Source organism: Capnocytophaga granulosa ATCC 51502, from assembly GCF_000411115.1.
Lineage (GTDB): Bacteria > Bacteroidota > Bacteroidia > Flavobacteriales > Flavobacteriaceae > Capnocytophaga > Capnocytophaga granulosa.
The window spans coordinates 82,753-104,482 of record NZ_KE150256.1; the positions used below are offsets into that span (position 1 = coordinate 82,753).

General features: G+C 39.4%; 25 protein-coding genes. 10 read left to right on the forward strand and 15 right to left on the reverse strand.

Annotation, left to right across the window (positions count from 1 at the left end; genetic code table 11):
- The first annotated feature begins 5 nt into the window (after nt 1-5).
- From HMPREF9331_RS09275 to thrC, 6 genes are all read left to right on the forward strand, one after another.
- Nucleotides 6-275 (forward strand): DUF6922 domain-containing protein, encoded by a 270-nt coding sequence (locus HMPREF9331_RS09275; protein ID WP_016420709.1) that lies wholly within the window; start codon nt 6-8, stop codon nt 273-275.
- Nucleotides 256-927 (forward strand): nucleotidyl transferase AbiEii/AbiGii toxin family protein, encoded by a 672-nt coding sequence (locus HMPREF9331_RS09280; RefSeq protein WP_016420710.1) that lies wholly within the window; start codon nt 256-258, stop codon nt 925-927. The genes HMPREF9331_RS09275 and HMPREF9331_RS09280 overlap by 20 nt, the downstream gene beginning before the upstream one ends.
- A gap of 5 nt (nt 928-932) precedes the next feature.
- Nucleotides 933-1,142, forward strand: a complete 210-nt coding sequence (locus HMPREF9331_RS09285) for a hypothetical protein (protein ID WP_144267032.1) — start codon at nt 933-935, stop codon at nt 1,140-1,142.
- A 253-nt stretch (nt 1,143-1,395) separates the two neighbouring features.
- Entirely contained in the window at nt 1,396-2,016 is a 621-nt protein-coding gene (locus HMPREF9331_RS09295) for a hypothetical protein (RefSeq protein WP_234945874.1), read from the forward strand.
- Between the two features lie 134 nt (nt 2,017-2,150).
- The gene (locus HMPREF9331_RS09300; protein WP_016420713.1) at nt 2,151-3,080 is read left to right on the forward strand and encodes a Dyp-type peroxidase; all 930 of its coding nucleotides are present in this window, start codon (nt 2,151-2,153) and stop codon (nt 3,078-3,080) included.
- A 39-nt stretch (nt 3,081-3,119) separates the two neighbouring features.
- Entirely contained in the window at nt 3,120-4,397 is a 1,278-nt protein-coding gene (gene thrC, locus HMPREF9331_RS09305; protein WP_016420714.1) for a threonine synthase, read from the forward strand.
- Here thrC and HMPREF9331_RS09310 read toward each other — a convergent pair whose 3' ends face one another.
- From HMPREF9331_RS09310 to HMPREF9331_RS09355, 10 genes are all read right to left on the reverse strand, one after another.
- On the reverse strand, nt 4,398-5,102 hold the full coding sequence (locus tag HMPREF9331_RS09310; RefSeq protein WP_009641708.1) for a ComF family protein: 705 nt from the start codon (nt 5,100-5,102) through the stop codon (nt 4,398-4,400).
- A gap of 80 nt (nt 5,103-5,182) precedes the next feature.
- Nucleotides 5,183-5,635, reverse strand: coding sequence for a 50S ribosomal protein L9 (gene rplI, locus HMPREF9331_RS09315; RefSeq protein WP_009641694.1), 453 nt, complete (start codon nt 5,633-5,635; stop codon nt 5,183-5,185).
- A 16-nt stretch (nt 5,636-5,651) separates the two neighbouring features.
- Nucleotides 5,652-5,945 carry a 30S ribosomal protein S18 gene (gene rpsR, locus HMPREF9331_RS09320; RefSeq protein WP_002670530.1) on the reverse strand — a complete coding sequence of 98 codons (294 nt, stop codon included), beginning with the start codon at nt 5,943-5,945 and terminating at the stop codon, nt 5,652-5,654.
- A 3-nt stretch (nt 5,946-5,948) separates the two neighbouring features.
- Nucleotides 5,949-6,290, reverse strand: a complete 342-nt coding sequence (gene rpsF, locus HMPREF9331_RS09325) for a 30S ribosomal protein S6 (RefSeq protein WP_009641717.1) — start codon at nt 6,288-6,290, stop codon at nt 5,949-5,951.
- A 90-nt stretch (nt 6,291-6,380) separates the two neighbouring features.
- The gene (locus HMPREF9331_RS09330; RefSeq protein WP_016420715.1) at nt 6,381-7,616 is read right to left on the reverse strand and encodes an alpha/beta hydrolase; all 1,236 of its coding nucleotides are present in this window, start codon (nt 7,614-7,616) and stop codon (nt 6,381-6,383) included.
- A 1-nt stretch (nt 7,617) separates the two neighbouring features.
- On the reverse strand, nt 7,618-8,106 hold the full coding sequence (locus tag HMPREF9331_RS09335; RefSeq protein WP_040357386.1) for a dihydrofolate reductase: 489 nt from the start codon (nt 8,104-8,106) through the stop codon (nt 7,618-7,620).
- Between the two features lie 279 nt (nt 8,107-8,385).
- Nucleotides 8,386-9,750 carry a TlpA family protein disulfide reductase gene (locus tag HMPREF9331_RS09340; RefSeq protein WP_009641691.1) on the reverse strand — a complete coding sequence of 455 codons (1,365 nt, stop codon included), beginning with the start codon at nt 9,748-9,750 and terminating at the stop codon, nt 8,386-8,388.
- Nucleotides 9,751-9,804: 54 nt separating this feature from the next.
- The gene (locus HMPREF9331_RS09345; RefSeq protein ID WP_016420717.1) at nt 9,805-10,743 is read right to left on the reverse strand and encodes a phosphatase domain-containing protein; all 939 of its coding nucleotides are present in this window, start codon (nt 10,741-10,743) and stop codon (nt 9,805-9,807) included.
- Nucleotides 10,740-11,924, reverse strand: coding sequence for a hypothetical protein (locus HMPREF9331_RS09350; protein WP_016420718.1), 1,185 nt, complete (start codon nt 11,922-11,924; stop codon nt 10,740-10,742). Before HMPREF9331_RS09350 ends, HMPREF9331_RS09345 begins: the two co-directional genes overlap by 4 nt.
- A 359-nt stretch (nt 11,925-12,283) precedes the next feature.
- Nucleotides 12,284-13,666 (reverse strand): TlpA family protein disulfide reductase, encoded by a 1,383-nt coding sequence (locus HMPREF9331_RS09355; protein ID WP_016420719.1) that lies wholly within the window; start codon nt 13,664-13,666, stop codon nt 12,284-12,286.
- 204 nt (nt 13,667-13,870) lie between these two features.
- Between HMPREF9331_RS09355 and HMPREF9331_RS09360 the strand changes: the two genes are divergently transcribed.
- The 4 genes from HMPREF9331_RS09360 to HMPREF9331_RS09375 all read left to right on the forward strand — a co-directional run bounded on the left by HMPREF9331_RS09360 (nt 13,871) and on the right by HMPREF9331_RS09375 (nt 17,325).
- Nucleotides 13,871-14,230 (forward strand): hypothetical protein, encoded by a 360-nt coding sequence (locus tag HMPREF9331_RS09360; RefSeq protein WP_016420720.1) that lies wholly within the window; start codon nt 13,871-13,873, stop codon nt 14,228-14,230.
- A 37-nt stretch (nt 14,231-14,267) separates the two neighbouring features.
- Nucleotides 14,268-15,839 (forward strand): NAD(P)H-hydrate dehydratase, encoded by a 1,572-nt coding sequence (locus HMPREF9331_RS09365; RefSeq protein WP_016420721.1) that lies wholly within the window; start codon nt 14,268-14,270, stop codon nt 15,837-15,839.
- Nucleotides 15,840-15,977: 138 nt separating this feature from the next.
- Complete coding sequence (locus HMPREF9331_RS09370) at nt 15,978-16,610, forward strand: hypothetical protein (protein WP_016420722.1); 633 nt, start codon at nt 15,978-15,980, stop codon at nt 16,608-16,610.
- 256 nt (nt 16,611-16,866) lie between these two features.
- Nucleotides 16,867-17,325 carry a hypothetical protein gene (locus HMPREF9331_RS09375; protein ID WP_016420723.1) on the forward strand — a complete coding sequence of 153 codons (459 nt, stop codon included), beginning with the start codon at nt 16,867-16,869 and terminating at the stop codon, nt 17,323-17,325.
- Nucleotides 17,326-17,333: 8 nt separating this feature from the next.
- Here HMPREF9331_RS09375 and HMPREF9331_RS09380 read toward each other — a convergent pair whose 3' ends face one another.
- Genes HMPREF9331_RS09380 through rfbA form a run of 5 tightly spaced genes read right to left on the reverse strand, consistent with a single transcriptional unit; the run spans nt 17,334 to nt 21,578 of the window.
- Nucleotides 17,334-18,203 carry a DMT family transporter gene (locus HMPREF9331_RS09380; RefSeq protein WP_016420724.1) on the reverse strand — a complete coding sequence of 290 codons (870 nt, stop codon included), beginning with the start codon at nt 18,201-18,203 and terminating at the stop codon, nt 17,334-17,336.
- Between the two features lie 18 nt (nt 18,204-18,221).
- Entirely contained in the window at nt 18,222-19,244 is a 1,023-nt protein-coding gene (gene rfbB, locus HMPREF9331_RS09385; protein ID WP_016420725.1) for a dTDP-glucose 4,6-dehydratase, read from the reverse strand.
- Nucleotide 19,245: 1 nt separating this feature from the next.
- Nucleotides 19,246-20,115, reverse strand: coding sequence for a dTDP-4-dehydrorhamnose reductase (gene rfbD / locus HMPREF9331_RS09390; RefSeq protein ID WP_016420726.1), 870 nt, complete (start codon nt 20,113-20,115; stop codon nt 19,246-19,248).
- Nucleotides 20,116-20,122: 7 nt separating this feature from the next.
- Entirely contained in the window at nt 20,123-20,689 is a 567-nt protein-coding gene (rfbC, locus tag HMPREF9331_RS09395; RefSeq protein WP_016420727.1) for a dTDP-4-dehydrorhamnose 3,5-epimerase, read from the reverse strand.
- Nucleotides 20,690-20,705: 16 nt separating this feature from the next.
- Complete coding sequence (gene rfbA, locus HMPREF9331_RS09400) at nt 20,706-21,578, reverse strand: glucose-1-phosphate thymidylyltransferase RfbA (protein ID WP_016420728.1); 873 nt, start codon at nt 21,576-21,578, stop codon at nt 20,706-20,708.
- Between the last annotated feature and the right edge of the window lie 152 nt (nt 21,579-21,730).

Here is a 21,730-nt window from a genome sequence, read left to right on the forward strand (position 1 = left end):
AATTTATGAATAAAGATTTAGAAAAAAAATTCAGAAAAAATATAAATTCAAGAGTTTTTTGGGATTGTTCTTTTGAAGATTTAGATTTAGAGAAAGATAAAATCTTTATCATCGGTAGAATTATGATGAGAGGAACAGATAGGGAAATCCATTTTATAGAAGATAACTTTTCTTTGAAGGAGATAAAAGAAGCTGTGGAAAAATCTACTGAAACCGATGATGTATGTATAAATTATTACCAAAAATTATACAACTATGGAGATAAAAGACAATAAAGCTGTAGGAAAATCTCAAATAGAGTTACTTAAGAAATTAATGTCATTAGAGGAACTTTCCGAATATTGTTTGGTTGGAGGAACTAATCTGGCTCTAAGATATGAACACAGAATATCAATAGACTTAGATATATTTAGATATAATCCTTCTGCTAATATAGAAGAAAATATGGCGATCTCAAATATGATTAAAAAGGTTTTCCCTACTGCTGAGATTATTAGTATTAATAAAATAGGTATTTTCATGTACATAGGTGAGGTAAAAGTTGATATCATTGAATATCCTTTCCCTTTTTTCGAGGTAGAAACAATAAAGGGGATTCGCTTAGCCTCAAAATCTGATATCAGTGCTATGAAAATTAGCGCCATAACCAACAGAGGTTCTCGTAAAGATTTTTATGATTTACATGAATTATTAAAAGAATTTACCTTAAAAGAGATCATTGATGACTATCAAAGAAAATATAATATTGATAATTTGGAAATGGCAAAGAGGTCTCTAATATATTTTGAAGATGCAAATAATGAAAAAGAAAGAAATAATAAAGTTATTAGCCTTATAAATGAAAGTTGGGAAAATATAAAAGATGATATAGAGAGAAAATACAACGAATTATTTCGAATCTCCCATAAAAATAGACAAAAGAAATGATTTTTATGAAACCCCTTAGTATCTTGTTTTACTTCCTCTGCTTTCCTGCTTTTATGTATAGTCAAAATGAACCTTTTTTGAATGTAACACTAAGAGTACAAGGATATACACCCCTTATGGAGATTAGAAATACCACTGCGGATACCATACAGCTCTTTTCTAAACTGAAAAAAGAAAGCAAAGAAGCAAGTACTCATATCTTGGGCTTTAGGTAAGAGGGAAAACACTATACTGAAGGGGTATTGTATAGCTGCTATGAGTGCCTTGAGGATTATTTTTATATAGGAAATACCAAAAATAACACCATAAAGATAGCACCTCAGAGCAGTATTAGCACTTATTTTCCTTATTTATCTTCTGGAACCTATTATTTTGAGATACAAACTTTCTATATTTACCAGAAAAAGCGTTATGAATTGAAGGTAACGACCCCTGAAATCAATATCAACTAAGTTTTCCTATAAAAATATGACAATGTACCTATACCTTTTCCTTATACCTTTCTTTTTGGGTTGCCAGCAAAGAGTAACCTTTGATAAAGATAATAACACTACTATCTTAAATACTGAAGAAGCATCTAATAGGCATACCCAAAGAATAATCAAAAACACAGAAAAGGAAGAAAAGATTAATGATACAGAACTCTCCTCTTTTCTGAAAGAACTTCAGGTGTGCTTATCACAAGGACAGGTCACAAAGATAGCCGATACTATGATACATTATCCTCTCAAAGACGAAGGACCGCTTTATGAAATGTTATACGGAGATATCGTCTATAGAGATGACTTTACAACAGAAGACAAACCCATTGTCAGAGAAGACTTTATAAAAATCTACCACAAATTATTTCCTAAGAAGTATATAGCCCTTTTTGAAAAATTAAGCATAGAGGAGATTGTCAAAGAGAAAGAATTTAAGTGTTGGAATAAGGAAAAAACTACCCTTATTGACTTTTCTTTCCTATCGGAAGATTCTTTCCAGATAAGTATCAGTTTTATGGAAGAGGATGTTGTAGGGGGATATAGCATCAAATATCTTTTTAAGAAAATCAATGGAAATATCCTATTATATTTGGTACGCAGTATATAACCTATCTTCCTAAAACAAGGGCAAAAACTCTTTGCAAAGCCCAAAGAAATATCTTATCTTTGTGCCTTAAAGAAAATAATCTGAAATAGATAGTGTAACTTACTATTAATCAGACTCTTATACAGAATAAAAACATGAAGAATTATCAGAACGTAACTGATTTGCCTAATAATAATACCATATTCTTGGTATGGACCTTCAAAAAAGAGGCGGACAAAGCTCAACTCAAGGCTGCTTTCTCCAAGGTATGTGGTTTGGTAGGAAACCTTAACAACTCGGTAGCCGATCGCTTCCCTGAAGCCCGTGCAAGTGTAACTATTGGTATTAGCCATAGCGGATGGCTTACTTTGGGCTTACCTACCCCCCTGCCTAAGGAACTCAAAGATTTTCAACCTATCAAAGGCAGCAAGCATACAGCCGTAGCCACCGAAGGCGACCTACATTTTCATATTCGCGCACATAACCCAAGTTTGGCTTATGATATGGCTGCCGTTATTACTGAGGTGATGCAGCCTATAGCCGATTGTATAGTCAATGTACAAGGGTTCAGGTATTGGGACGGACGTGCTATCATCGGTTTTGTAGATGGTACTGAAAATCCTCAAGGTGAGGAAAGAGAACAATTTGCCGTAGTAGGTGAAGAAGATCCTGATTATCAAGGAGGCAGCTACCTATTTGTCCAAAAATATGTACATGATATGAGTGCATGGCATGCGCTCCCTGTAAGCGAACAAGAAAAAGTCATAGGTCGCAGCAAAGAGATGGATATAGAGATGGACGATGATACCAAGCCTTCCAACGCCCATTCTGCGCTTGCCAATGTGGGGGACGACCTAAAAGTAGTCAGAGACAATATGCCTTTCCATGACCCTGCGAGCCACCAGATGGGTACTTACTTTATTTGCTATGCAAACACCTTCAGTACTGTAGAGAAAATGCTTACTAACATGTTTGTAGGCGACCCCGTGGGCAATTACGATCGCTTGTTGGATTTCAGTACAGCCCAAACAGGTACCCTCTTCTTTGTCCCTTCATTAGACATGTTGGACGACTTTGCTGGCTAATCATAGAAAAATATCAGAACCACACCAAACACATTGCACATGAACTATTACAATATCAAGCATAAAGACGAAATCGTCTCCTTCAAGGAAGCTACCCTAAGAGGATTGGGAAAGGACAAAGGACTTTTTGTTCCCGAACATATCCCTACCCTACCTGCTTCTTTCTTTGAGGAAATTACTCAAAAAAACAATATAGAAATCGCTACAGAGGCGCTTTACCCCTATGTCAATGACAGTTTTTCCAAAGAGGAACTCCAAAAGGTTTTGGAAGAAGTCTTTGTCTTTGATACGCCTGTAAAGGAACTCTTAAGTAATACCTCTGTATTGGAACTATTCCATGGGCCTACCATGGCCTTCAAGGATGTAGGAGCACGCTTTATGGCACGTTGCTTAGGCAAATTCTCCGATAAGGACAACCCCACTACGGTAGTGGTGGCGACCTCTGGTGATACGGGGAGTGCCGTAGCCAATGGCTTTTACAAAGTGGAGGGAGTAAGAGTGGTTATTCTCTTCCCCAAAGGAAAAGTAAGCCCTTTCCAAGAATACCAAATGACCTCCTTAGGCGCCAATATACAAGCGGTAGAGGTAGAGGGTACTTTTGATGACTGCCAAGCCCTTGTAAAGCAAGCCCTTTCCGATGCATCTCTCAAGGCAGAACGCGTGCTGAGCAGTGCCAACTCTATCAATGTTGCTCGCTTTCTCCCCCAAATGCTTTACTACTTCTTTGCTTACAAGCAGGTAAAAGACCTCTTAGACGGCAAAGATTGGGTGGTGGCTGTCCCCAGTGGAAACTTTGGTAACCTCACCGCTGGCCTATATGCTCACGCTATGGGGCTACCTGTAAGCAAGTTTGTAGCCGCCAACAATGCCAATGATACCTTTGCCCAATACTTACAAACAGGAAGCTATCAGGCCAAAGCCTCAGTTGCAACCCTCTCCAATGCCATGGACGTGGGGGATCCGAGCAACTTTGTACGTATCCAAGAGCTTTTTGGACATAGCCTTGAGGCCATTCGCAAGATGATTACTGCTGTGGTGATCTCTGACAAAGAAACTTTGGACGAAATCGCTTATATACATAATACCTTAGGCTATACCCTTGATCCTCATTCGGCAGTGGGACACTTAGCTTTGCAAAAAGCCCTACTTCCTTCCCAATACGGCACCGTACTAAGTACCGCCAGCCCTAAGAAGTTTGACCAGGTGATCCGCCAAGTAATTCCTTCTTTTCCTGTCCCAGAAGTGGATTTGAGTACTTGTCATAAAAAGAGTATTCCCAATTCTTATAAGGATTACAAAGAGTTGTTACTTAGTTAGTTACTCATCATTGCTATAGGCCATACAGGCAAAACTCACCTTAGCTCCTGCCTTTATAAGCAAGGCTGCACACTGGGCGAGGGTGGCGCCGGTGGTAACTATATCATCTATAATAAGCACATGCTTGCCTGCAACGGCTTTGGGGTCAGTAAGTACAAAGGTCTCGGCAGAGGTTCTTTGTCGCTCCAACCAGTGTTTTTTGGCCTGAGCCGAATTATACGTTTGTTTGAGCAAAAGATCCTCACGATAAGTCACTTGCAAGGCATCGGCAAGCGTACTACCAAAGAGTGTTACTTGATTGTAACCTCTTTTTTTCTTTTTCTTAGGGTGTAGAGGAACAGGCAGGGCCAGCTCCACTTGTGAGAAATAGCCATTGGCTACCAGCTCTGTAGCGTACCACTGTCCCAGCCAAAGACCTACCTGCTCCCTATCATGGTACTTGAGGGCATGTATCAGTCGCTGGGAGACGGCTCCCTTATCATAATAGAGTAAGGCAGAGGCTTTCTGTACCACTACCCTCCCGAAGAACTTCCTAATCATAGGGTTACGCTCATCAGGGAGTAAGTGAAAGTGGGTTTGCCTAAGCTCATGGCGGCAAGTCACACATAGGAATTGTTCTTGGCGGCTGATTATTTGACCACAGCCCAAGCAATAACGAGGAAATAAGAACGCCCCTATATCCTTAAAAACAGAAAAAAGCGTCATAGTAATAGGTGTTTATATGAAAAAAACCATCTCACAAGGAGATGGTTTTCGCTTTAAATCCAAAATCTATGAATAAAACTTTAGTTATTTTCGGCTACTATTTCAAAAGGTAGTGCAACGATTACCTCTCTGTGCAAACGTACAGAGGCCTCGTACTTACCTGTTTGCTTGATATTACCCCCAGCGATATAGATATATTTCTTATCTACTTGGTGTCCAGCCTTAAGGAGTTCTTCAGCAAGGTCATCGTGGTTTACAGAACCAAACAATTTGTTACCTGCACCTACTTTAGCAGCAATTTTTATTTCTAACTGTTGGAGAGCCTTAGCCAATTGCTTAGCATCTTCAATAATTTTCTTTTCCTTGAAAGCTCTTTGTTTTAAGTTCTCAGCCAACACCTTTTTAGCAGAAGGAGTAGCCAGCTGAGCAAGGCCTTGAGGAATAAGATAATTACGCCCATATCCGTTCTTCACGGTTACTATATCGTCCTTAAACCCTAGGTTAGGGACATCATTTTTAAGTATAATTTCCATTGATTCCTTGAATTAATTATTTTAACAAATCGGCTACATAAGGCAATAGAGCTAAGTGGCGAGCACGCTTAACGGCTACTGCGATCTTTCGTTGAAACTTCAGAGAAGTACCAGTGATACGACGAGGCAACAACTTACCTTGTTCGTTAATAAATTTCAATAAGAAATCAGGGTCTTTGTAATCAATATATTTGATACCTAACTTTTTGAAACGGCAATATTTTTTGTTTTTGTTGGTATCTATATTCAGTGGGGTTAGATATCTGATATCTCCCTCTTTTTTTCCTTTTGCTTGTTGTTCGATAGACATGTTTTAGGCTTTTTTACTGTTCAACTTTGCTCTTCTTTTCTCAGCCCAAGCGATTGCTTCTTTTTCGAGCTTCACGGTGAGGTAACGCATCACGCGCTCATCGCGGCGGAATTCTACTTCAAAGCTCTCGATAATATCGCCAGGTGCTTTGAATTCAAATAAGTGATAAAATCCACTCTTTTTGTTTTGAATGGAATAGGCCAATTTCTTTAAGCCCCAATCTTCTTTTGCTACCATTTCAGCACCCTTTGAGGTTAAGAAATTTTCAAATTTCTCAACTGCTTCCTTTATCTGTGCTTCAGATAAAACGGGATTCAAAATGAAAACAGTTTCGTAATGATTCATAAAAACTTTTTATTTAATTTGAGGTGCAAAGATATAACATTTTTGGATATACACCAAATTTATTTTGAACAAATTTCCTCTTTGCCTAACTTATTGCTGTCCTTCGGCAGGTGTTTCTGTACTATTGCTCTCTGTATCAGCAGGTTGCTCTTGAGGTTGCTCCTTTACAACGACATCACCTTTTTTGGTTTTTAGACTACCTCGATAGTCCTTTTGGAGCTTTTCGAGGGTCTGGCTAACGAGTTCTTTGGTAACAAAGTCTATTTCCTTAGCCCCATAAGCACGCTGAAGAGAACGGAATGCCTTCTGTGGTTCCTGAATACGCAAGTAGTAATCCCCCTCTAAGTAGTCAGGTAAGGCGGTATCCTTATAATAAGGCTTGATATACTTGACTAATATAGGAATGGATTCGAAATCGGCATTCTTAAGGATAGCGGCATAGATTGCCTTGACATCCTCCAAGAGTGGCTCCTTGTCTATACCATATAAATCCTTGATTTTCTTATATTTATCTTGCAAATACTGGGTGGTATTGTTCTGTATCTTGAGTACTTTTTCCGCATACTCTCGCATGGAGATAGGGCGGTATTCCTCAAAGAAGAGGTTCAAGGCCTCAGAGATTCCCATGATAGAGACGGTACTGGTAGTAATTTGGGGAAAAGGTTGAGAAAAATAGAAACTATGTTCTAATTTTTTGACACTCATAAGCTTGTCCAAGTCGGTTATCTTCTTCAAGGTTGCATTGTCCTCGTCCTGTGTCCAACCGAGATAGTAGAAGATAGGTGTCTTGAAAGAAGCCAATTGTTCTGGGATAGAGTTGGTTATTTTCTCCATTATATTGGGAGAGAGGGAGATATAAGCGTTAAAAAGCGAATTTTCCTTGAGCAAGTAGTAGTTAATAAAGTTGGCCGCTTCGCCATCGGCAATGATTCCTCTAAAGCCATTGGTGGAATATTTGCTTTGCACACGAGGAATGACTGTTTGTCCGACGAACTCAAAGAAGACCGCTGTATCATTAAAGGGTACCCCTGTTTCTTCAGGTACAGTTACATCGTCTTCATCGTTATAGATCCCTACAATGATAGAGGGAGGTACCTCTCCTGTACGAGAGAAATAGCGAAAGCTTGTTACCGTAGGCTCCAGAAGTCGGCTAGCATTGAGCACCACAAAGAGTGGATATTTTTCACGTTTGTCATAGCCGTCGGGCAGTACGACAGTTACTTTACGAGTACCATCCATATCCTTGGAACCCAAGTTTTCGGAGGTTATTTGTGCTCCCATACGAGCAGAGAGGAGCACCAAAAGCATTAGTAATAGCTTTTTCATCTTATAAAAGTTTATAGGTTTCAAAATAAAAATCAAAGGCATGTCTTTCGTCCTGAGGGTGAAAGTCCCGTCTTACGCATTGCCAGCGTTGTAGGTCAATCTCAGGAAAGAAAGTATCTGCCTGAAAGTGTGCTTGTACATGTGTGAGTTCAAGGGTGGTTGCATAAGGCATCGCTAGCTTATATACCTCTCCCCCCCCTATAACAAAGGGCTGTTCGTCCTGCTCCTGTGCTATGGCAATTGCCTGCTCTATAGAGGATACTACCATACAATGCTCCCTGTGATAATTCTTATCACGAGAGAGTACAATATGAGTACGCTTTGGCAGTAACTTAGGGAGGGACTCCAAGGTCTTACGCCCCATAATCACACAATGCCCCATGGTGAGGTGCTTAAAGTGCTGAAAATCATCAGGCAAGTGCCATAGTAGTTGGTTTTCCTTGCCTATACCATTGTCAAGGTCTAAGGCAGCTATGAGCGTTAAGGACATGGTCGTGATTTTAAGACGAGGCAAATGTACAATTTTTTATTTAATTATAACCTTTTAGAATGTTAAATTTAGTGATTAGAAGTTGTGAATAAAGATTAGGGGGTAGTGAATAATGATTACAGGTTAGGGGTTAGTTAAGACGCAATAAATTGCGTCTCTATGGAAGACTATGCTAAGCAAAAAAATTGTCTTAGCCAGCGTTAGCATAGAAACGCAATTTATTGCGTGTTAAGAAGTTAGTAAATTATATTTTAGTTATTGATTTACATTATTTACCCTTTACTTTTTATCTGTCAAAATTTTCTCTATATCAGGGTCAGAGGGGCGGGGGGCATTGGGATTGACAATATGACCCTGCTTGTCTATGATAAGGAAGGTAGGAATTTGGTTGATCGCATAGTCACGAATAAACTGAGAATCAAAAGCTTTGTCGGCTATGAGTTGTACTCCCTTGAGCTGTTTTTCCTTTACGGCCTTACGCCAAGCCTCTTTGTCCTCGTCTATAGAGATACTTACAAACTCAATATTCTTCCCTTTGAGCTTGTCATGTAAAGCCTTTAGTGCAGGAATTTCAGCCAAACAAGGGCGGCACCAAGTAGCCCATACATCTACATATACTAGTTTTCCTTTGAAATCAGAGAGTGAAGAGGTACCTCCATTGATATTTTCATAGCCTGTAAAAACAGGAGAGGGTGCGCCTACAGCGAGCCTTGTAATCTTGTCATAAGTCTCCTGTGCCTCTTTAGCTACTTTTTCATCCTTTACATTGGCAACTACAAAATCCAATACCTCTTTGTTTTTGGTATTGCCTGGGAGAATTAGGGTAGCCAATTCTTTAGCAAAATCGGCACGAATATTTTCGGACTTAAGTGCTGATACAAGTTTTATAAAGTTTCCTACCTGTTCTGGATCGGAGGCATCACTTAGCTGAGAATAATATTTACCTTGTACCAAATCCCTATAAGCCTCGTCGGTCTCATATTCTTTAGCATTATCAAAATCCACTTGGTCTCTCTCAGCAAAAAAATCCTGAGGTAGAGAGGGTTGGTTGCCTGAGAAGGACTCATGCGAACTAGGATAATCCGTTAGTGCCCCTATATACTTATATTGGATCCATTTTTGCTGGTTTTTCACAAAATCCTCATCAAAGTTATAGCTCTTCAGCTTGGTTTCGAGTTCAGCAAAGAACTTTTTAAGGCTTTCCTTAAAAGTCTGTGGTTCTTGCTTGAATAGGGCACCATCGGAACGGAATATTTTATCATTGACAAAGAGTTCTCTCTCTATAAAGTACTGGGTTTGATCGGCTTGAGTACCAGAGAGAGTAACCTTGGAGAGATCTTGGTTGAGTGTGAACTCTATTTGGGTTCCTTTATCTAAATAAAGTGGTACTAACAATGCTGGGTTCTCAAAGAGATAATAAGCATGATTGTCGGTTATTGCGCGTATGGTATCACGGAAAGTACCATCAGGAGCTATAGCAATGTCCTTAATCACCTCGTTATTGTGGACAAGCTGTAATTTCTCGTTTTCAGTAACCGATACCTTTCCTGAGATCACAGCATAATCAGCTTTAGGTTGCTCAGTCTTTTTACCACAAGCAACTACTAGGCCTATTATTGTTAGGCTTGTAATGATTTTTTTCATCTTATTTATTTGTATTTTAATATTTTATAATTCTAAACAGGTCACTAATTACTATCAAAAATCCCCATAATTCACTTGGAAGCAAGGCAGGTGTAAGTCCTTGCGCCACATCTCCACGACTTGGTTGCGGTCATCTAAGAGGAACTCTATGAAGTACTTACCCGCTATTTCCTGTTGGAAAAGTTCTTTTTTGATCACATTGTCCTTTCTATAATCATTGGTCGTACGCATGAGTAGTAGGTCATAGGCTATTTGGTGTTTCAAAAGAAAACGCTCAGTAGGCTCTCTGTAGAGCTGCTCGCGCCCTGAAAGGAGGATCACCTTGTAACCCTGTGCTTTGGCCATAGCAAGTACACTTGCTACAGGGGCATTAAGTCCATCTTCATCGGCTGAGGAAGCATCATAAGGGTCTCGACCATTGAGCAAGGAAAGCGTACCGTCCAAGTCACAAATTATGGCCTTGGGCAAAGAGCTATCCTGCGTGGCATAAGTAAGAGTGGCCTCTTTTATGGCACGAGGAATCGGCTTAAAATCGAACTTTTCCTTGGTATATTGCAATTGGGTTACATGCTTTTCTATAGCACTCTTGGGGATAAACTTACCCGTTTGTTCGCAACGCTTATCACAACGCTTGACTAGCTCCTCCACCGAGAGATCAAAGACTTTAAAGGAAATATCGGCATACTCGGTGTAGGCTTGTATCATATCTTCAAGGGTACGCAAAGAACAGTTGGTCGTATCTATAATCACATTGGTATGATGTTTCAGAAGTGTAATAACGGAAGCCTCCACCATCTTGGTAATACGTTCCTCATAGAAAGGCGACATAAGAGTATCGCCAAACTGCATTAGGCGGAAATCATCACGATTGACCCGTACCCAATTGTCCTCGGTACGGATAAAGTAGCGCGCGAAGGTAGATTTACCTGACCCTGGTGCTCCCACCAGAATAAGGAGTTTAGGAAAGTAATGGGAATTATTTTTGGTACTCATAGTCTGCTATCTAATTGGTTTTCTATTTCTTCACCTAATATACGGTCAAGCACTAAGTTTTTCAGTTCGTAGTTTTCCTCATGTAACTCACTATAAGGAATGGCCAATAGCTTGGCATTGATTGCCCAGTCATTGATAGAACAACGGAGTTTCCCTTTGATGTTTCTCTTGGCGATCTGCTCTTGTAGTCTATCTTGGAAATCCACCCCATAGACTAAGGTTAGGTAATCATTATTACGTATCTTAAAAGCAGGAGGCATGCTAGGGAGGAAAGCCGTACGTGGCTTAATGACCACTCCCTCCTCGTCACTCTGATTGACCATGTCCACCCAAGCGCGTATCTCTGGGTACTTAGCCTGAAAGTCTGCCTCATCAGTGAAAAGGTAATGTAAGCATTCATCATCATTGACCTGACGAAAACTAAGATTGTCATTGACAAAGTGCTCCGTACCATCACTATGTACCTCCTTTAGGATATTGAAAGGCTTGAAGAAAAGTTCGGCTTCCTTACCAAAGATATCCAATTGCCGCTTGAAAAGCGCTATTTGCTGCTGGTAGTGCGGCAAATCCAAAAACTTGAAATCGCGTACTGACTGGTATTGGCGAATGATATGGTTGGGATATTTCTCCTTCAACTCCTTGTCAGAAAGCACCTTAGCATCTAAAACGAAAGCCTGATACTCAGGAGTCTGTTGTATCTTATGGAGTTTGTCATACAAAGAACTCTGTTCCAAATAATTGGCATGTATCTCATGAGAGATATAATAAGCCGCAAACTCGTTATTTATCAATCCCTTCCCTAAGACTGACCATGGCATCAGCTCCGATTGGATAATCCTTAGTGTCACTCCCTCCCAAGAAAGACGAGCGTGCAAGGGACGTAAAGCAGCAAGCCATTTTTCCCTATCTAAATAAGTAATTTTATACCCGTTCCTACTTACCAAATAGCTCTCTTCCAAGTGCTTATGTAGGTAAATATCACAATAGGAACCCATGTATTTTTTCTCAATGACCACCTCATGTATGCCATTGCGGACAAACCATAATAGCCCCTCATAAAGACTCTCTATCTCATTGCGCTCCACCGACTTAGGTGCTGGAGAAATGGTTGGGGAAAAGGCATTGATTTTGTTCCTACAAAACCAATCTATACGTTTTTTGAGTAAAGTTTTATCTTCCACTTTTATAATGATTAATGGTTAATCATAATGTAACTACTTGTTTTTATTGCCTATAGCTCGGTAATCTCTTGATACAGATCATCAGGAAATATGCCTTGCAAGCTGCTGTTCAAACATGAGTTCTTTGTTTTACGTGTGCAAAGATACGATGTCGCTGCGCAATGTTTTTGCATAAGCAAAAGTTTAGATGTTTTTTAACTATTAGAAGTAGAGGAATACAGTAGTTTAGATACCTCGCTAGAATACTGAACCCTCTTTACTTTTCACTTTTTACTTTTTACTTTTTACTTTTTACTTTTGAGAAAAAAAAGACTGCCCTTGGGGGACAGCCTTCTTATTAGGTATAAAAATTATGTCTATTACTTTTTCAATAATCCTTCTAAAAGACCTGTGATCTCATCGCTTGAAGGACGTGGTGCATCAGCATTGACTATTTTACCTTCTTTGTCTATGATAATAAAAGTAGGAATTTGGCGGATACCATAGTCTTGGATAAACTGAGACTCAAAAGCATTTTCAGCAAAAAGTTGTACCCCTTTTAGGTCTTCGCTCTTAACGAACTCTTTCCATTCGTCTTTGTTCTGATCTATAGAAATGCTTACAAAAGCAACATCTTTGCCATGGAATTTCTTTTCCAATTCCTTAAGAGCAGGAATTTCTCCACGACAAGGTAAGCACCAAGTAGCCCATATATCTATATAAGTTACTTTACCTTTGAAATCGTCCAAAGAGGTAGTACCTCCGTTGAAGTTTTCATAGTTAGAGAACTTAGGAGAAGGACTGCCTGAAGTTAGCTTAGTAGCTACATCATAGGCTTTTTTAGCAGCTTCTTTCACCTTTTCATCAGTTACATTCTTATTGATAAAATCAAATATTTCCTTGTTCACTGTACTACTAGGAGAGATTAATTGAAAAGTCCCCTTGGCCAAATCAGCACGGATATTGTCGGATTTCAAAGCATTCACCTCAGAGATAAATTTCTTTATATTCTCTGCATCATTAGGATTATTAATAATGGTATAGAACTTGCTACGCACTAAATCACGATAAGTATCTATGGTGCGGAACTCTTCAGCATTGTCATAGTCAATACCATCTCTTTCTGCATAGAAATCATCAGGCAAAATAGCTTCATCGCCAGAGGTATATCTGTGATAAGTAGGGAATATAGTTAGGTATTCTACGAACTTGTAGTTTGTCCATTTCTCTTGGTTCTTTACAAACTCTTCGTCAAAGCCGTAAGCCTTTAGTTTTTTGTCAAGTTCTGCAAAGAAAGCCTTGACATTTTCCTTAAATTCTTGTGGTTTTTGCCCAAAGAGGTTGGAATCAGCCCCATTGATTCGGTCATTAATAAAGCTATTACGCTCTATTAAATATTGGGTCTGCTTAGTCTGGCTACCAGACACCATAGTCTTGCTCACTTCTTCATTAAGCGTAAGCTCCATATTGGTACCATTGGCCAGATAGAGAGGCGTCTGTACTGCAGGATTCTCTACAAGATAGTAGAAATGATTGTCTCCAATTTCGCGAATGGTATCACGGAAAGTACCATCGGCCTGTACAGGAATCTCCTTTACAACCTCATCATTCTGTAATAGAAGTAATTTTTGGTTTTCCCCTTTGGCATCTACAGAGGAAACTTTACCAGAGAGTACTGCATAATCAACCTTCCCCTCAGCAGCTTTTTCGCCACAAGCAGCGAGCAAACTAATAACAGCTATACTTGTAACAATTTTTTTCATATTCTTCTTTTTCTATGTTCTAAACTGAACTACAAAATTATAAAAAAAAATTGAAAACACCAACAATAGATAAAAAATAATTTCACATATACCTTTAACCAATTGATTATCAACAAGTAAAAGTTTTTAACAAAATTATAAAAACTGTTCATATCTTTAAATTGCATAAAAATTAGTATATTTGCTCTCCCTTAGAACAACCCTGTGACAACTGAAAAAACACTTAGTCAGCAGTGGGAAATCCTCACCCAAAAGCTTAAGGAGGATTTCTCTCTGCCTATGCAGTTAGATATAGATAGAATCCTCTATTTGATTGGTATTCAAGAGCTTGGAAAACCTCATGAGGTCTTCTCCAAGGAGGACAAAATCAACCTTATTCATATAGCCACTTGCTGCGTACTAGCTCCTTTTGGATATTACTTTTTGGAGTACAAAGACAAGGAAGGTTGGCCTTTTTATAGAAGAGTAAAGGATCACCTGAGCTTGACAGAACAGGAGCAACAAGTGCTACTCAAGGAAGCGATCCTATCTTATTTTAGAAATATTGATTACTTAACCCTTTGACAAAGAACATTTTACTAATTCTTTAAATAATTCACTTATGAAAATACTTACTAATGAGCAAATGCGCGCTGCGGACGAGCGCACTATTGAGGAACAACAAATTACCTCTTGGGATCAGATGGAAAGAGCCGCCAACAATCTTATGGCATGGATCAAGAAAAACCTTCCCAATGATAACCCTTACCATATCTATGCAGGGGTAGGCAATAATGGCGGCGATGGCCTAGCGCTGGCACGCCTACTTTCGCAAGCTGGTAAAAAAGTAAAAGTAACTATTGTTCCTTTTAGCGAAATTCATTCGGCTGACTTTACCAAAAACTTAGAACTGCTTAAGGAAAATTTCCCTCAGGTAGAAATCACCTCCGTCTCCCAGCCTACGACCTCCGAAGACTATCTACAAGCCAACGACAAACACTTCCAACCCATCAAGGGCAAACCCGCTAAGGGCTTTGAAGACTTTGTCGCTAACAAATACAATGGTACCCAGCCTATCACCATTGATGCTATCTTTGGTATAGGTCTCTCTCGTAAGGTTTCCCCTTGGGTACAACGCGTTTTTGAAGAAATCAACCGCCAAAAAGGACTCATCATCAGTATAGATGTACCTTCAGGTCTCTTCTTAGGCGGTGATAGAGAGGACAAAGATGTATTCGTAACCCCTCATGTGGTACTAACTTTCTTTGCGCCCAAGCTCCCCTTCCTTCTTCCCCAGACAGGCCGCTATATCCCCTATTGGGAAGTGCTACCACTGCCTCTCTCCTTTGACTATCTCAAGGAAGTCAATACCGAATACGACTATACTACGGAGAAAGAACTCAAGCGCCTACTACGTACCCGCCACCGCTTTACCAACAAAGGCACCTATGGCCATGCCTTTATCGTAGGAGGCAGCTATGGCAAGATAGGCTCCGCTGTTCTTAGTGGTAAGGCCACCCTACGCAGTGGTGCAGGCCTGCTCACCCTACTGTTGCCTAAGTGTGGCTATCAAATCGCACAAACAGTCCTACCAGAGGCTATGGTGCTGACCTCCTCCCAAGAAGAAGAACTTGCCCCTACTGATATTCCTTTCTCTCCCAATGCTATAGGTATAGGTATAGGTATGGGGACTTCCGCCTATGCACAGGGAACTTTAGCCGCCCTGCTTAGAACATTCCCTAATGTACCATTTGTTATTGATGCCGATGCACTTAATCTTGTTGCTTCCAGCGAAGATCTACAGCGTGCACTCCCTAAGAATGCGATCCTCACTCCACACCCCAAGGAATTGGAACGCCTCATTGGCAAATGGTCTGATGACCTTGACCGTCAAGCAAAAGCCAAAGAGTTTGCCAAGAAACACAAAATCATCTTGGTACTCAAAGGAGCTTTCACCATGATTACTGACGGGGATCACTTCTGGGTGAACTCCACCGGAAACCCTGCCCTTGCCACCGCAGGCAGTGGTGATGTACTTACAGGGGTCATCACGGGGCTTCTATCTCAGGGATATACCCCTCTCAATGCTGCTATTGTGGGAGTTTATATCCACGGAAAAGCTGCCGATACCTACGTAAGGAATACCAAGAAAAGTACCATGATAGCTAGCGATATCATTGATTTCCTTAGTTAGTAACAAATGACTAATGACTAATAATCTACAACGCCGATAATCCTTTTTTATTATCGGCGTTCCTCTTTTAAAGACAGAGAAATATGAGTGAATTTGATGAATATTTTGAATGACTATATCAATCAAAAAGTAACTTTTATGCAACAGAAAATAAAGATATTAGAAGACTTAAGGGATAAATTATACCTTTGGAAATCATATAATGAGGAGGATTTGGAAAAAATAACGTCTGCTTTTGAAAGATTCCCAAGAAAAGAGTTTTCTACATTCTACATTCCCATACTAACAGACGCTATTTTGGCGGAACACTTAGTTGCCATAGGGAAAACATTCTCAACCAATACATGTATGCTAATTAATATTATATCAAGTATAGGGAATATGGTTTGGCGATATAAGCTATATCCTTCTGACAAGGTTTTTAATTTCTTTAAGGAAGCTACCTCTCTCAAAAAGGTAAATTACTATGTATCATTAAACATTTCCTCTTTCCCTCAATATAACTCTTGGGAGGAAAGATGGGACTATTTGATTTCGATACCTAATATAAGCCCTAAAAAGAAATCAATTGAAAATTTTCATACAGAAGTAAAAAAAATACTATCTACTAAAGAAAAAATTCCTTTCCAAGTAACAAAAGAGTTATTGACTATATTAAAAAACCATATAAATACAACAAAAATAAGTGATTATCTTATAGAAAATTACTTAAACACAATTCATAAATTAGAACAAGAACTTAAATACTCTTATGATAGCGTAAGTTTGTAACTTATACTTCGTAATATACAGCAAATAGAAACAAAAATACTATAACATAAATAACACTATCCTCTAACGTCTATTCTTTTTAAACAAAATCTTATAAATGAAAGCATCCTTATAAAAGTACTGCTACATATGCCTCATAAGGTTTTTATTGAATTAACTGAAAAAGATATGGACACCAATTTAAAAACACAGAACAGATAGATTATTGAGTATACTATACAATATAACTCTCATTAACAATCAAATACCCAATAAAATGCTATATACCATAGGTACTTCCAATAATTATCCAAATAGAGCATATGGTGCTTTTCAGTCTGTAAAGGGTTCTATTACTGATTATTTGATGTTTGAAGATCCTGAACCTATACACTTGAACATTCGAATTGACTTTAGCGACTTTGAAGCTATTGCCGCCAAATGGGATTGTATATCCATTGATAAAGTCTATATCTATTTGCTAAACAAAAGAGCCATGGATTTCTTTGAAAAACAGTGTCCAGGGACATTTGAGTGGGTGCCTGCGAAGATATATTCCTATAATACCCTGATAGAAACAGAGCACAAGTTACTACATATCACGAATCACTCTAAAGAAGGCACTTTTTTCTATAACAAGAATAGCCTTCGTAGCATATGGGTAGAGGAAGCTTTTATGAAAAAGTATAAGAAAGAGAAACTCAAAGGCTGGACTTTTTATCCAGAAGAATGTTAGTGTCTTATCTAATGCTTTCTAAAGACAATATCTATCAGTACCCCAGTGATGATAACCACACCGCCTATCACCAAGGAGGAGGTAAGTGCTTCTCCGAAGAGTCCCACACTGATAAGTACCGCCACAATAGGCTCAAAGGCCCCCATAATCGCCGTAGGAGTAGAGCCTATATAGCGTACTGCATACACTAAGGCTACTAAGGAAAGGGACGTAGTAACAAGGGCAAATAAAGTAATGTCTCCTGCTAAGGATAAGGAAGGAATCGCAATACTTCTTCCTAAGATAAGCGCTTTAACTAGGAAATACAGCGAGGAAAACAACATGGAATAAAAAGAGACTTTCACTCCAGAGGCTTCTATACGTACCTTATTGATAATTAAGATATAAAGCGCATATACCAAAGCACCAAGCAAAGAGATACCCAACCCTATATAGTTGATCACAGCTCCCTCCTTGATACTCAGTACTCCTACCCCGACCACTACCAAGAGTAGAGAGAGTACTGTTGGCAAGGTAATCCTCTCCTTATAGAAGAGTACCAATACCAAAGCTACAATAATAGGGTAACAGAAAAAGATAGTAGAAGCAATCCCTGGGCTGAGGTAGTCATAAGCTAAGAATAGAAATTCTGCTGAAAACGCATAGAGCAAGCCCAAGACACTCATAATAAGCCCTTCACGAAAACTTATACCAAGCCTTTCCTTCTGATAGAAAAGGAATAAGAGAATAGATCCGCTGGCGATTAGGAAGCGGTAAAAAAGAGTGGCATCTACCGAGAATGCTTCCGCTTTCTTGATAGGAATCATAAAAAGCGGAATCAGTCCATAGGTAAATGCCGAGATAAAGGCACATAAGTAGCCTTTGACAATATCTTTCATAATAAAAAGCCGCTGAGGCTATAGCAAATCCTTAAAATAAGAGAGGTACCAATCAATGGTCTTGACAATCCCTGTTTCAAAGTTTTCCTGAGCACGCCAGCCAAGTTCGGTTTCGAGTTTGGTAGCATCAATAGCATAGCGACGGTCGTGTCCCGCACGGTCTTTGACAAAGGTAATCAGGTCTTTGTAAGACTTGCCTTCTGCCAAGGGGCGTTTTTGATCTAACAATTCACAGATATGCCCTGCAATAAAGAGGTTATCACGTTCGTTGCGCCCGCCTATATTATAGGTCTCCCCTGCTCTTCCTTTGTGGAAGACTAAGTCTATCCCTGTACAATGGTCTAAGACATAAAGCCAGTCGCGCACATTCTTTCCATCTCCATAGATAGGAATAGCTTCTCCCTGTAGGGCCTTGCGAATAATAGTAGGAATCAGTTTTTCCTTATGCTGCTTAGGCCCATAGTTATTAGAGCAATTGGAAGTAGTTACATTCATACCATAAGTATGGAAGTAAGCCCTGACAATCATGTCCGAAGAGGCTTTGGAGGCACTATAAGGTGAATTAGGCGCATAAGGAGTTGTCTCAGTAAAGAGACCTGTCTCCCCCAAAGTACCATATACCTCATCGGTAGAGATATGGTGAAAACGCGCCTCTTTATAGGCTTCTTTGACTACAAAAGGAGCCTCCATCCAGTGGTGGCGTGCTACATCCAAGAGGGTAAAAGTCCCATGTATGTTGGTAGTGATAAACGCATCAGGATTAGCGATAGAGTTATCCACATGAGATTCGGCTGCAAAGTGAATCACTCCTTGGAAATCATATTGCTTAAAGAGAGACTCTATGAGTTTTCTATCACAGATATCCCCCTTTACAAAAGTATAGTTAGAGGCATGTTCTACCTCGGTAAGGTTCGCCAAATCCCCCGCATAAGTGAGTTTGTCTAAATTTACCAAATGATAATCGGGATATTTCTGTGCAAAATACACTACGAAGTTAGCCCCGATAAAGCCTGCTCCGCCAGTGATTAAAATATGCTTCATCTTATATTAATGAGGTATTTTGAGACATCAAGGATATTAAAGAATCTCTCCAGTAAGGAATAAAGAAATTGAAATCCGATTTGAGTTTGTTTTTATCCAATACAGAATAGGCAGGACGTGCTGCAGGTGTTGGGAAATCTTCTGTTCTACAAGGAATTACCTTGCAATCGCTACCGGCAAGCTTAAGTATTTCTACAGCAAAATCGTACCAAGAGCACACCCCTTCATTAGAGAAGTGATATACATCTTGTCTGCCCCTATATAGCTTATTTTCAATCACAAAGATAATAAAGCGTGCTAAGTCTTTGGCATAAGTAGGTGTACTTACCTGATCAAATACCACTTTGAGTTCTTTGCGTTCTTTGCTGATACGCAAGATATTTTTTACAAAATTGTTTCCAAAAGCAGAGTAAAGCCAAGAGGTTCTTAAGATTAAGAAATCAATATCGGAATGTTGCAAAGCACTCTCTCCCAATAACTTGGTTTGTCCATAAGCTCCTAGAGGAGAAGTGGCATCGGTTTCTGTATAAGGGGTATTCTTATCTCCTGCAAATACATAATCGGTAGAGAGGTGAATGCAAGCACTCTTGTGTTCTGTACATGCTTGGGCGATATTTTTTACAGCCAAGTGATTGACCAAGTTAGCTGTTTCTTTATCTATCTCAGAACCATTGACATTGGTATAAGCAGCACAATTGATCACAAGCTCTATGTTATGCTTTTTAAAAAAAGCATTGATCTTGTCTACATTGGTTACGTCCAACTCATTTCTTGTGGTAAAAATATAGTGATTTGTAGCGGACTTAGGTAATTCTTGGTGAATTTCCATAGCAAGTTGTCCACTTGCTCCTGTGATGAGTATATTTTTCATATATGTTTTAATATAATTTTTCTTTGTAATCAAATAGCCAAGCATCCTTTAGAAGAGGACTTTGCTTGTCTTTCTCTGATAGAATAATATCTTTTGTTGGAATTTTCCAATCTATGGCAATAGTCGCATCGCTCCAAAGAACACTACCCTCATGGGCGGGTGCATAATAAGCATCACACTTATATTGGAAAACAGCTTCTGGACTTAGCACTACAAAACCATGAGCAAAACCGCGCGGTATAAAGAACTGTCTCTTGTTCTCTGCTGTAAGCTCTACCCCTACATAACGACCAAAGGTAGGCGACCCTTCGCGTATATCGACTGCTACATCCCATACGGCACCACTAACTACTCTAACAAGTTTAGACTGTGCATAAGGTGGCTTTTGAAAGTGCAATCCTCTAAGTACCCCATAGGTAGATTTGGATTCGTTGTCTTGCACAAAGGTCGTACTACACACGTTTTCTATAAATCTTTGCTGAGAGAAAGATTCAAAGAAATAGCCCCTCTCATCGGCAAAGACTTTGGGTTCTATGATAACAACTCCTTCTATATCTGTCTGTATAACATTCATTTTTAGCTATTTAGATTTATTTTACTAAGTCTAACAAATACTGCCCATAACCATTCTTAGAGAGCTCCTGGGCCAGTTTCTTCAGCTTTTCCTTACTAATCCAACCTTTTCGGTAAGCAATCTCTTCCAAACAAGAGATTTTCAATCCTTGTCGTTTTTCCAAGGTCTCTACAAAGTTGGTTGCTTCGGTCAGTGAATCATGTGTACCTGTGTCCAGCCAAGCAAAACCACGCCCTAAGAGTTGCACTTTAAGTTCTTTTGCTTGGAGGAATGCTTGGTTTACCGAAGTAATCTCCAATTCTCCTCGTGCAGAAGGCTTTATCTGTTTGGCTACCTCTACCACTTTGTTAGGATAGAAATATAGGCCTACAATAGCATAATTAGACTTTGGATTTTTAGGTTTTTCTTCTATTGAAAGAACATTACCTTCCGCATCAAACTCAGCCACACCATAACGCTCAGGGTCTTTTACATAATAGCCAAAGACGGTTGCCTTTTGCTCCTCTTGCACATTGACTACTGCCTGAGAGAGCATTTGAGAAAAGGACTGTCCATAGAAGATATTATCTCCTAAGATCAAGCATACATCGTCCCCTGCGATAAATTCCTCCCCAATGATAAAGGCCTGGGCCAAACCATCAGGTGAAGGCTGTACAGCATAAGAAAGATTAAGTCCCCATTGACTTCCGTCCCCAAGCAAACGATGGAAAGCCGCTGCATCCTCAGGGGTAGTTATAATGAGTATATCTCTAATACCAGAAAGCATCAGCACCGATAACGGATAGTAAATCATAGGCTTATCATAGATAGGTAGCAACTGCTTGGAAACCCCTTTGGTGATAGGGTAAAGCCTTGTGCCTGAACCTCCTGCTAAAATAATTCCTTTCATACCGAATTTTTCGCAAAAGTAAAATAAAAAAATGAATTAGTAGCCAAGTTTAAGTTTTATTTATGAATAAAATTAAGACTCTTTAATAAGAGGTTAGTCGTTAGTGGTTAGTATTGGGTCTTTTTAGAGTTTAGGATTAAAAACAGTAAGGG

Excerpts from the sequence above, each read along its gene's own strand:
- rfbD (WP_016420726.1), bottom strand. The coding sequence starts at position 20,115 with ATGAAAAATATACTCATCACAGGAGCAAGTGGACAACTTGCTATGGAA.
- HMPREF9331_RS09365 (WP_016420721.1), top strand. The coding sequence starts at position 14,268 with ATGAAAATACTTACTAATGAGCAAATGCGCGCTGCGGACGAGCGCACT.
- HMPREF9331_RS09310 (WP_009641708.1), bottom strand. The coding sequence starts at position 5,102 with ATGACGCTTTTTTCTGTTTTTAAGGATATAGGGGCGTTCTTATTTCCT.
- HMPREF9331_RS09300 (WP_016420713.1), top strand. The coding sequence starts at position 2,151 with ATGAAGAATTATCAGAACGTAACTGATTTGCCTAATAATAATACCATA.
- rpsR (WP_002670530.1), bottom strand. The coding sequence starts at position 5,945 with ATGTCTATCGAACAACAAGCAAAAGGAAAAAAAGAGGGAGATATCAGA.
- HMPREF9331_RS09295 (WP_234945874.1), top strand. The coding sequence starts at position 1,396 with ATGACAATGTACCTATACCTTTTCCTTATACCTTTCTTTTTGGGTTGC.
- rplI (WP_009641694.1), bottom strand. The coding sequence starts at position 5,635 with ATGGAAATTATACTTAAAAATGATGTCCCTAACCTAGGGTTTAAGGAC.
- HMPREF9331_RS09285 (WP_144267032.1), top strand. The coding sequence starts at position 933 with ATGAAACCCCTTAGTATCTTGTTTTACTTCCTCTGCTTTCCTGCTTTT.
- rfbA (WP_016420728.1), bottom strand. The coding sequence starts at position 21,578 with ATGAAAGGAATTATTTTAGCAGGAGGTTCAGGCACAAGGCTTTACCCT.
- HMPREF9331_RS09375 (WP_016420723.1), top strand. The coding sequence starts at position 16,867 with ATGCTATATACCATAGGTACTTCCAATAATTATCCAAATAGAGCATAT.
- HMPREF9331_RS09340 (WP_009641691.1), bottom strand. The coding sequence starts at position 9,750 with ATGAAAAAAATCATTACAAGCCTAACAATAATAGGCCTAGTAGTTGCT.
- HMPREF9331_RS09355 (WP_016420719.1), bottom strand. The coding sequence starts at position 13,666 with ATGAAAAAAATTGTTACAAGTATAGCTGTTATTAGTTTGCTCGCTGCT.
- HMPREF9331_RS09335 (WP_040357386.1), bottom strand. The coding sequence starts at position 8,106 with ATGTCCTTAACGCTCATAGCTGCCTTAGACCTTGACAATGGTATAGGC.
- rpsF (WP_009641717.1), bottom strand. The coding sequence starts at position 6,290 with ATGAATCATTACGAAACTGTTTTCATTTTGAATCCCGTTTTATCTGAA.
- HMPREF9331_RS09275 (WP_016420709.1), top strand. The coding sequence starts at position 6 with ATGAATAAAGATTTAGAAAAAAAATTCAGAAAAAATATAAATTCAAGA.
- HMPREF9331_RS09280 (WP_016420710.1), top strand. The coding sequence starts at position 256 with ATGGAGATAAAAGACAATAAAGCTGTAGGAAAATCTCAAATAGAGTTA.
- thrC (WP_016420714.1), top strand. The coding sequence starts at position 3,120 with ATGAACTATTACAATATCAAGCATAAAGACGAAATCGTCTCCTTCAAG.
- rfbC (WP_016420727.1), bottom strand. The coding sequence starts at position 20,689 with ATGAATGTTATACAGACAGATATAGAAGGAGTTGTTATCATAGAACCC.
- HMPREF9331_RS09370 (WP_016420722.1), top strand. The coding sequence starts at position 15,978 with ATGCAACAGAAAATAAAGATATTAGAAGACTTAAGGGATAAATTATAC.
- HMPREF9331_RS09345 (WP_016420717.1), bottom strand. The coding sequence starts at position 10,743 with ATGAGTACCAAAAATAATTCCCATTACTTTCCTAAACTCCTTATTCTG.
- rfbB (WP_016420725.1), bottom strand. The coding sequence starts at position 19,244 with ATGAAGCATATTTTAATCACTGGCGGAGCAGGCTTTATCGGGGCTAAC.
- HMPREF9331_RS09330 (WP_016420715.1), bottom strand. The coding sequence starts at position 7,616 with ATGAAAAAGCTATTACTAATGCTTTTGGTGCTCCTCTCTGCTCGTATG.
- HMPREF9331_RS09380 (WP_016420724.1), bottom strand. The coding sequence starts at position 18,203 with ATGAAAGATATTGTCAAAGGCTACTTATGTGCCTTTATCTCGGCATTT.